Annotated in this window: 8 protein-coding genes and 2 tRNA genes; 3 read left to right on the forward strand and 7 right to left on the reverse strand. The window is 58.6% G+C overall.

Features of this window, described 5'->3' with window-relative positions; all coding sequences use genetic code 11:
* Positions 1-17: 17 nt before the first annotated feature.
* Entirely contained in the window at positions 18-323 is a 306-nt protein-coding gene (locus HNH97_RS02880) for an ETC complex I subunit (protein WP_171789795.1), read from the forward strand.
* 27 nt (positions 324-350) lie between these two features.
* Positions 351-427: transfer RNA gene (locus tag HNH97_RS02885), tRNA-Arg, on the forward strand.
* 350 nt (positions 428-777) lie between these two features.
* On the opposite strand, the gene HNH97_RS02890 is transcribed toward HNH97_RS02885, so the two are convergent.
* The 5 genes from HNH97_RS02890 to HNH97_RS02910 form a co-directional block, all read right to left on the reverse strand.
* The gene (locus tag HNH97_RS02890; protein ID WP_110913056.1) at positions 778-2,376 is read right to left on the reverse strand and encodes a B12-binding domain-containing radical SAM protein; all 1,599 of its coding nucleotides are present in this window, start codon (positions 2,374-2,376) and stop codon (positions 778-780) included.
* A gap of 244 nt (positions 2,377-2,620) precedes the next feature.
* The gene (locus HNH97_RS02895) at positions 2,621-2,863 is read right to left on the reverse strand and encodes a hypothetical protein (protein ID WP_146220654.1); all 243 of its coding nucleotides are present in this window, start codon (positions 2,861-2,863) and stop codon (positions 2,621-2,623) included.
* A gap of 97 nt (positions 2,864-2,960) precedes the next feature.
* Positions 2,961-3,182 carry a hypothetical protein gene (locus HNH97_RS02900; RefSeq protein ID WP_110912983.1) on the reverse strand — a complete coding sequence of 74 codons (222 nt, stop codon included), beginning with the start codon at positions 3,180-3,182 and terminating at the stop codon, positions 2,961-2,963.
* 50 nt (positions 3,183-3,232) lie between these two features.
* Entirely contained in the window at positions 3,233-5,731 is a 2,499-nt protein-coding gene (locus HNH97_RS02905; protein WP_171789796.1) for an EAL domain-containing protein, read from the reverse strand.
* 665 nt (positions 5,732-6,396) lie between these two features.
* Complete coding sequence (locus HNH97_RS02910; RefSeq protein ID WP_171789797.1) at positions 6,397-6,720, reverse strand: hypothetical protein; 324 nt, start codon at positions 6,718-6,720, stop codon at positions 6,397-6,399.
* 555 nt (positions 6,721-7,275) lie between these two features.
* Here HNH97_RS02910 and HNH97_RS02915 point away from each other — a divergent pair.
* Positions 7,276-7,527, forward strand: coding sequence for a hypothetical protein (locus HNH97_RS02915; RefSeq protein WP_171789798.1), 252 nt, complete (start codon positions 7,276-7,278; stop codon positions 7,525-7,527).
* Between the two features lie 78 nt (positions 7,528-7,605).
* Here HNH97_RS02915 and HNH97_RS02920 read toward each other — a convergent pair whose 3' ends face one another.
* Complete coding sequence (locus HNH97_RS02920) at positions 7,606-7,824, reverse strand: hypothetical protein (RefSeq protein ID WP_171789799.1); 219 nt, start codon at positions 7,822-7,824, stop codon at positions 7,606-7,608.
* A gap of 462 nt (positions 7,825-8,286) precedes the next feature.
* A tRNA-Asn gene (locus HNH97_RS02925) sits at positions 8,287-8,362 on the reverse strand.
* Between the last annotated feature and the right edge of the window lie 227 nt (positions 8,363-8,589).

Consider the following 8,589-nt stretch of genomic DNA (forward strand, 5'->3'; position numbering starts at 1 on the left):
TATGGGAGATCGTTCTGATGCGTGCCCGGATTTATCAGGAATCAAAGACGGCCACACAGTCGGGTCAGGCCAACACCCATACCTGGGTGCTGGAATACGGCCAGACCCAGCCCCGGCATGTCGATGCCCTGATGGGATGGACCGGCAGCCGCGATACGCTGTCGCAGCTACGCCTGCAGTTCCCGACACAGGATGCCGCCGTGGCCTATGCCCAGCATAACAATATCGGGTATGATCTGGAACTGCCAGTTCCACGCATCCGCAAGCCCAAGGCTTATGCCGATAATTTCCGCTCCGACCGTATCCAGAACTGGACGCACTAGTTTCCATCTGGCACAAGGCAGTGCTCCGCGCCCTTAGCTCAGTTGGATAGAGCAACAGCCTTCTAAGCTGTGGGTCGTTGGTTCGAATCCAACAGGGCGCGCCATTTTTCAACGACTTAGCCGTCAAAAAGTTTGCACGGTTTGCAGATGGTTTGCAGTATGCTGCGGCCCTGACGTGCCACGCCCCTTCACCCGGCCGAAAGCGCCGGGCGATTGTCCGCAAACAACCCACTGATAAAAATGAAAGTTTTTGGTGAAGCTTTTTTCAAAAAGCTTCTGGAAACGTCATGCCTGTTCGCAGCCGATGCGTGCGGCATAAGAACGCCCGGATCCCTCACGGCCACAGTGACTCCGTCCCCCTGTGGGTCCGACTCCAGCCGTAACGCAGCAACCACCTGCATGGCCGCAGAACGGGGCAACACAGGCCGGTTGCCCCATCGCAGGCCCGCCCGGATCAGGCGGGCACAGGCACGATGTCCGGAACTTTCTGGGGCATGGGGGCATGCCAGCGTCCCTGATCCACATCCGCGATTTCGCGGTCGATTTCCCCCGCGACCTGTCGCGCAAACGGGCCGAGATGCAGGTAAAGCGCGCTGGTCATGACCACATAAGGCAGCGCCTTCGGGTTATGCAGCGCGCAATCGAGCATCATGCGCCAGAACTGCCTGCCTGTTCCGGGGCCGGAGCGGTGGATGCGGAACAGCAGCCGGAAGAAACTGCGCAGGTCGCCCTTTACCATCCGATGCGCCCGCGTGCGCTTCAGCATCCGGCCCAGACGCCGCACACGGCCGAAATAGGCCACCGGGTCATAGATCGTGCGAAGGACCGTCCGGTAATCATTCAGCACGTCACGGCGCGGGCGCAGCGTCTCGAAATTCAGGCCGGCCGTGCACTGGTCGCCAGACTGTGTCTGGTCATCGGCGGGGAAGAGGCGTCCTTCGGACAGCAGTCGCCGCGTCAACTGCGTGGTCGGCAGGGCATAAAGCAGCCCGACCATGCAGACCGGGATCGCCGTATCCTCGATACATTCGATCATGCCGCTGGCGACGCTGCCCTTTTCACTGTCAAATCCGACGATGAAACCGGCATTCACGAAAATGCCCGCCTTGTGGATCGTCTCGATGCTCTGTTGCAGGCTGCGCCGCGTATTCTGCTTTTTCTGCGTCATGACGAGGGTATCGGTATCGGGGCTTTCGATCCCCACGAAGATCGCAAAGAAATTCGTGTCCGACAGGCTGCGCAGCAGGTCGGCATCGTCCGCAAGGTTGATCGATGCCTCGGTCGAGAATTCGAACGGATATTTCCTGTCCGCCTGCCAGCGTTTCAGGTCCGGCAGGAATTTCTTGAGCGCCTTCTTGTTGCCGATCAGGTTGTCATCGACAAAATCCACATGCCCGCGATAGCCAAGGGCATACAGCGCATCGAGTTCCGCAAGCACCTGTTCATTCGTCTTGGTGCGCGGCGTGCGGCCATACAGTTCGATGATGTCGCAGAATTCGCAACTGAACGGGCAGCCACGCGAAAACTGCACGCCGACATGCAGGTACTGGTCGAATTTCAGCAGGTCGAAGCGCGGCAGGGGGCTTTTGGTGACGTCGGTCTTCCCCATCGGGGCTTCGAAGACGCCCTGCCGGTCGCCCCTGCGCCAGGCGGCGATGAAGTCGCCCATGATCTCCTCGGCCTCGCCAAGGACCTGGAAATTCGCACCGCTATAGAGCGCCGGGCTTGACGTGACATCGGGACCGCCGACCACCACCGGCCTGTTGTGGGCGTGGCTCATCTCGATGATATGCTGCGCGTCGTTGCGCTGCGGCAGCATCCCGCCGGTCATCACCATGTCGGCCCACGCAAAATCCGCGTCGGTCAGGGTTTCGGTATTGCGGTTGACCAGCCTGACATCCCAATGTTTCGGCAGCAGGGCAGCAACGGTAATCAGGCCAAGCGGTGCGGCCGGATAACGGGCACCGGCCAGATCACAGGCTTCCTTGTAATTCCAGAATGAACCCGCGTTGAAACGCGGAAAGACCATCAGGACCTTGCATGTTTCGGTCATTGCGCGGCCACCCCGCATGCCAGCGGCCGTATATGCCGGAAACGACTTTCCGGGCTTGTGGTGCGGGGACTGCGGATGGATGGATCCACATCTGATGAAGAGGCAGTGGTCCGGCGAACAGTCGGCATATGGATCTTCCATCTGGGTGAGGGGTGCTTCTACACCCTCTGCACCACAATGGCGATAGAAGGTACTGACGGCATCAGGTCTCGCCCGGTTTCAGGCGACGGCCTGATGCCGGGTCTCAGGCCATCGCGGAGACCGGGGTATCGTCCCTGACTGGCTGTATTTCAGGGGTATCGTCGCCGTCTGTGGCGGGCGCCTCCGCCGGGGACGGGTCTTCATCGGCAAGCAGGGCCAGCAGTTCCGGCGGTACGGGTTCGTCAAGGATATCCGCGTACTGACGGGCAAGGCTGGCATGGGCCCATTGCGGGATACCGGAGTCCATGATGGGAAAGAGGGGCGGTTCAGGTGACTCGTCTGACATGATCGCGCTCTTTGTCGTTTCACCCATGCCCATGGCACAGGCTGGAACGACAACGCGTACCAGACCGGTCTGGTTATATTCGAGATTCAGGTCTGTCTTATTCTGTTTTGTCGGAAAATCTTCCCTCGGGCGGGGAACCGCAATAGGGCTTTCCCGTAATCGAATTGATCCGCACCCGTTTCGCGCGTGTCGTGGTGTCGGGCACGACATGGCAGTCCAGTCCCTCCGCCCGGCGGGCGGCGGCAAAACGCTGCGCATGTGACAGTTGCGCGGCCTGATACAGCACGCGCGTGCCCAGCATGACCTTATGCTGCTTCATGTCTGTCCTGCTGGGCGACCGGGAGTGAGGGAAGGGGACGCATGGGATCCTTATGCATGTACCGGTGGCGGGGTCCGTGATGTGGAGGCCGCGCACCATTGTGCCAGTTCCGCAGGCGGCAGCGGGCGTGAAAAGAGGTAGCCCTGGATGACATCACACTGCATGGCCTTGAGAAGCTGGTATTGTGCCTGCGTTTCCACCCCTTCGGCAACCACCGTCATGCCGAGGCTCTGCCCGATATGCACGATGGCGCGCACCACCGAATAGACCTTGCCGGAGGGTTCCTCGAATCCCTTCATGAAGCTCTGGTCGATCTTGACCTCGCTGACGGGCAGGCTGGCAAGGTTCGACAGGCTGGAAAAACCGGTGCCGAAATCATCCATCGACACGCCACAGCCCAGCGCGCGGATGGCGGTGACGATCTCGACCGTCTGTTCGAAATTGTCGATCATGGTGCTTTCGGTCAGTTCGATCGTCAGCCGTTCGGGCGGCATGCCGGTTTCATCCATGATGCGCGCGATGGTGGCGGGCAGGTTGCGGTCACGGAAATGGATGGCCGACAGGTTGACCGACACGATGGGCACGTCGATCCCCTGCGCCATCCATGATGTCATCTGCCGGCATGCGGTGCGCAGCGACCATTCGCCCAGAATCTCGATCTGTCCCGTTTCCTCCGCCAGCGGGATGAAGCGCCCGGGGGAGATGAAGCCCAGTTCCGGGTCGATCCAGCGCGCCAGCGCCTCCACCCCATGCAGCCGCCCGGTGCCGGTCATCACCTGTGGCTGGTAGACAAGGCTCAGCCGGTCTTCCCTGATGGCGCGGCGCAGCGCGGCGGCAAGGGTGATGCGGTCTTCCGCCGCGCGGTTCATTTCCGGGCTGAAGAAACGATAGCAGTTGCGGCCCGCTTCCTTGGCCTGTGACAGTGCGGAGTAGGCATGCTTCATCACCGTCTTCATGTCTTCGACCGGGTCGATGGCATCGCTGATACTGATGCCGATACTGGCGTTGGGGCGAAGTTCCACCCCTTCGACCATCAGGGGGGCATCAAGGATCCGCAGCAGCCGTTCCGCCCGGACCGCGGCCTGTTCCGGCGCGGTTTCCGTCATGATGACGAATTCGTCGCCATCGGTGCGGGTCAGGATGTCACCCGCGTGCAGCGTGCTGCGCAGGCGGCGCGCGACCTCCATCAGCAACGTATCGCCCACGGCGTGGCCCATCGCCTCGTTGATTTTCTGGAAACGGTCCAGGTTCAGCACCATCGTGACCCATGGCGCGGGATGCGGCCGGGTCTGGGTGCAGTACTGCCGCAGCCAGGCGCGGTTCGGCAGGCCGGTCAGGCCATCGTAATGCGCCAGCCTGTCGATGGACTGCCGGGCATGTTCCTGCACGATCGCCAGCATGCACAGATGCACGCACGCCCCGACAACGCGGCGGCACCATGTGCTGGGATGCCCGGGTTCGGGGGAAAAGAGCGTAAAGGCGCCGGAGACCTGCCCGTCGCGCAGGATGATGGGTCGTGCCCAGCAGGCATGCAGCCCGTGTTCCAGCGGCACATCGGCCAGCCCTTCCCACAGCGGGGAGGTGGCGATGTCGGGCACGATGACCTCCTCATGCCGGTGGATCGCCGTGCCACAGGATCCGGCGGCGGGACCGATCCGTGCGCCATCATACTGCGCCACCACGGCCTTGGGCAGGGAGGCGCGGCCGATGGGATGCATGACTTTCCCATCCTCCGTCATCATCACCAGCGCCTGCACGTCGGGGACGATGCGTTCGATGCGGCGGCAGATGAAATCCATGACCTCGCGCAGCGACAGTCCGCTGGCCAGCGCCTCCACCACGTCCTGCTGGAGGTAGCGCAGGTCGCGGTCGCGACTGACGTCGCTGAGGATGACGATGGTCTGTTCCAGTACGCCATGCGCGTCATGGACCGGTGTCGCGGCCGCGCGTAGCCAGATATTGCCACCATCGCGGCGGCGCGCCTGGATGTCTATTTCAAAGCTGCTGCCTTCGCTGACCTGCTGGCGGAACTGCTGCAGGGTGCGGATGTCGCGTCCATGGCCGGAAAACAGGATGGAAAAATCATTGCCGGCAACTTCATCTTCGGAATATCCCGACAGGATGCCGAAAGCCGGATTGACATGGGAAATCCGGCTTTCGGCATCCAGGACGACAATGCCACGATCCGTCTCGTGCACGATGGTCGCGCAGATACCGTCCGAAAGCACATGCCCTGCGGCAGGCGAGACATCACGCAGCGTAATGACATGCAGGCGGCGATCCCCCACCTGCAGTTGGGAGACCTCGAGTTCGGCATTGAAACACGTGCCGTCATGGCGCGTGACGCTCAGCCTGTGCAGGCCGGCACGCAGCGGGCCGGTTGGTTTTTCACCTGTGGGGGGAAGGGAATTATTGGTTTCGGAAGTGTGGATTTCCGGGGGCAGGACCGTGCTGCTGTGATGTCCGATGACGTTGTCGCGGGCATGTCCGGACATGCGTTCGGCCATGTCGTTGAAGACAACGATCGCATTGTCATCATCTACGATCACGATTCCCAAATTTTCTGGAGCCTGCCGGGATTTTCGCAGTTGATGCGGACCTATCGCGGACATTTCTGTTATTCCCCTGTCCCGTGCGGCCGCATCCTTGTCAGACATCAGGCGCATGCCACCGGGGTTATGTGCCGGTTCAGGAAAGACAAAGGTGACCCGTTCTGATCAGGTTCGATTAATATACGATCACATAAGCGTTTTTTCGATCTTGCCCACGAAGGACGAGGTCCTGTTGTCTCTTGTGGCAAACTCGGTCATGAATATGGCGTTAATATGTCAAACATGTCAGGACCATGAAATCGGATGTAATTAGGAAAATATTCCTCCAAATCTATCCGATTGCCACTCTGTCCCCATTTCAGTGCATCGGTATTTCAGGCGGCCGTCATGATGGCGGGGCGCATGTTCCGGTGGAACGCCCGATGAAGGCAAAGGTTGCCGGTGTACGCAGCAATCCCGCCAGCTCGTGATTGGCCACGGTTGATCCCGTTTTTTATGAAATGAAACCCTGGCATGGCATCAGGGACGTCGCGCGCCTTATGCGCACCGCACGAACAGGGAAACGACCAGTGGGGATCCCCCCCCGACCCGCTTCTGGATATCATGCGACGGTCACTGATAAATCTTGAATTCATCGACAGGAATTACGAGGAGCATGCCGTTTATGAAATCACCCAGTTGGTGAATACATTTCTGGGGGCTTTTATCCATCCTTCATCGTGTATTTTACTGCCAGGCCGCCACCAATAGATGTCAGTTACCAGATAAACGAGTGCGGCCGCATAACCTATCATGATTTCATCCAATATGTCCGGCATGCGCTGGCGCATGGGAACATGCGTTACAACCCCAATGCAATAAAACAGATAGAATCGATAACCATCTGGAATATCAGGAATGGGCGCAAGGTCCTCAAATGCACGATAGGGACCTGTGACATGAAAAGGCTGCTGCTCGACTTCAGGAACTGTCTGGAGGAAATCCATGGGCAGTGATGGGAATGTGCCAGGGGAGGGGCTATGCGCATCTTGCCCGGTTTCCGGTTTTCGATTTGGCTGCCTGTCGGCGTGTCGTAGCGCTTTTTTACATGAGGTGCCCTCTGTCGGGTGGCCTGCGAATAAAACACCCGGCTATTGAGCCATGCGGTGAACGGTATTGCTCGTTCTACTGCAAAAGGGAAATAAGCAGGGTGTGCCTTTACCTCGTGTGACACGCTACGACCCATCCGGCGCCAGGCGACGGCGTGAGGAAACATGCTCGTCGTAGAGCAGGACACACGAAGGTTGGACCATGAAAATATTGAAGGCGCGGTTCCTTCTGGATGGCGATATTATCCAGGATGTGCGTGGACAGGCATATAATGCCCTGTATCTCAGGCAACTGAGTGACCTGCGATGTAATACGCCCCGTGACGCTTCCCCTGTGCTTGGAGGGGCGGGAACGATAAAGGACACGAATACTGCCAGATGCGGTATTCGTGAATATTTCATTCATGTGGGTTAATAATTTTCAGTGCCGGGAACAGAAGGTAGGGCATTTTCATGAATGAAACACAGTACGATATTCAAGTCTTCTACAAGAAAATCGTCGAAAGCGAACTGAGATCCATCGCAGAGGTCGATAAGGACGGGCATATTTTCTTTAATGTTCCTGATGACGGGCAGTTTTACATACTTTTTGAGAAAAATGACCCCTCCTATTTTCGTATGGGGGCATTCAGTGTCATTTCGCGAAAGGAATTCGGCCTGTCCCTTACGGCACTTCTTGAAGCTCTCAATGAGTGCAATTCGTGAAAAAAAGTCGCCAAGTATTGGGTCAGGAAAAAGGATGATGACCATCTGGTGTGTATCACGGCAGAGGCATCCCTGAATTCATCCAGGGAACTGCCTGATGAAAAGGTACTGCGGGCCACGATTGAACGATACTTCGGAACCCTGAATAATGGCGCGCGCGAACTGGTAGATCATTTGCATGAGCAGGCCAGTGAAGCGGAACGGAAACAGGAACTTCCCCACCTTGCGGGCGCGGAACCGACCAGATCGGTGTAAGGCGCGCTGTAATGCCGGGCCGCCGCCAGTGTCCGGCACCATTCTGTTTATGTTGCGGGAGTGTTCCGTGGCTTGGTGCCAGTTACGCGGGCGGCGATCCGCGTCGGGGATGTCCTGACGTCTGAAAAGGCATGGCCGCTTGAGGTCCTCATGGACCGAAATAATGGGTCACTGATGCGGCATGAAAGCCCTGAATGATGAAAGCGATCACCATCCAGCATGGGAAATGATGCTTCAGGCGACGTGACAGACTGCTTATGGGGCATCCCCCATGGCGTAGTCACTTACAGCAAGGCTTCCTTACAATTTTCAACCCGGACAGAAGTGCCGTCGGCTGTAGGCTGGCGACATGGACGGGTTGGAAAGGATGGAAATGGTGTTCGGTGCAGGGGATGGCAGCACAGGAAACCTGCCCGGACAGGGCATGGCCCATCATCGGAGTCACCTGACACCAGATTTCACGAAATCCGTGTCGATTACACTGATACCAATTTTAAGGAAATGTGGCTCCCGAAGTAGGACTCGAACCTACGACCCAGCGATTAACAGTCGCTTGCTCTACCAACTGAGCTATTCGGGAACAGCGTGAGCAGCTTATAGCCACAGTGGCTGGGGGTCGTAAACCCCCTTTTTCCACTTTTTTTGCCCTATGCCCAAAATCGGCGGGCTGTGCCATAACGTGCTGTAGATATGGCGTTAAATCAGGGGAGGGGAACGGGTTACATGGGTGTGCCGGGACAGTCATGGCATTGATGCCGCGCCGCCGGGTCGTGGCCGGTCTGGGCGGGGTGGCGGCCCTTGCCGGGG

Source organism: Gluconacetobacter entanii, from assembly GCF_013155425.1.
Lineage (GTDB): Bacteria > Pseudomonadota > Alphaproteobacteria > Acetobacterales > Acetobacteraceae > Novacetimonas > Novacetimonas entanii.

What these genes read in the sequence shown, in the direction of transcription:
- HNH97_RS02880 (WP_171789795.1), top strand. Translation starts at nt 18, where the DNA reads ATGCGTGCCCGGATTTATCAGGAATCAAAGACGGCCACACAGTCGGGT.
- HNH97_RS02890 (WP_110913056.1), bottom strand. Translation starts at nt 2,376, where the DNA reads ATGACCGAAACATGCAAGGTCCTGATGGTCTTTCCGCGTTTCAACGCG.
- HNH97_RS02895 (WP_146220654.1), bottom strand. Translation starts at nt 2,863, where the DNA reads ATGTCAGACGAGTCACCTGAACCGCCCCTCTTTCCCATCATGGACTCC.
- HNH97_RS02900 (WP_110912983.1), bottom strand. Translation starts at nt 3,182, where the DNA reads ATGAAGCAGCATAAGGTCATGCTGGGCACGCGCGTGCTGTATCAGGCC.
- HNH97_RS02910 (WP_171789797.1), bottom strand. Translation starts at nt 6,720, where the DNA reads ATGGATTTCCTCCAGACAGTTCCTGAAGTCGAGCAGCAGCCTTTTCAT.
- HNH97_RS02915 (WP_171789798.1), top strand. Translation starts at nt 7,276, where the DNA reads ATGAATGAAACACAGTACGATATTCAAGTCTTCTACAAGAAAATCGTC.
- HNH97_RS02920 (WP_171789799.1), bottom strand. Translation starts at nt 7,824, where the DNA reads ATGGTGCCGGACACTGGCGGCGGCCCGGCATTACAGCGCGCCTTACAC.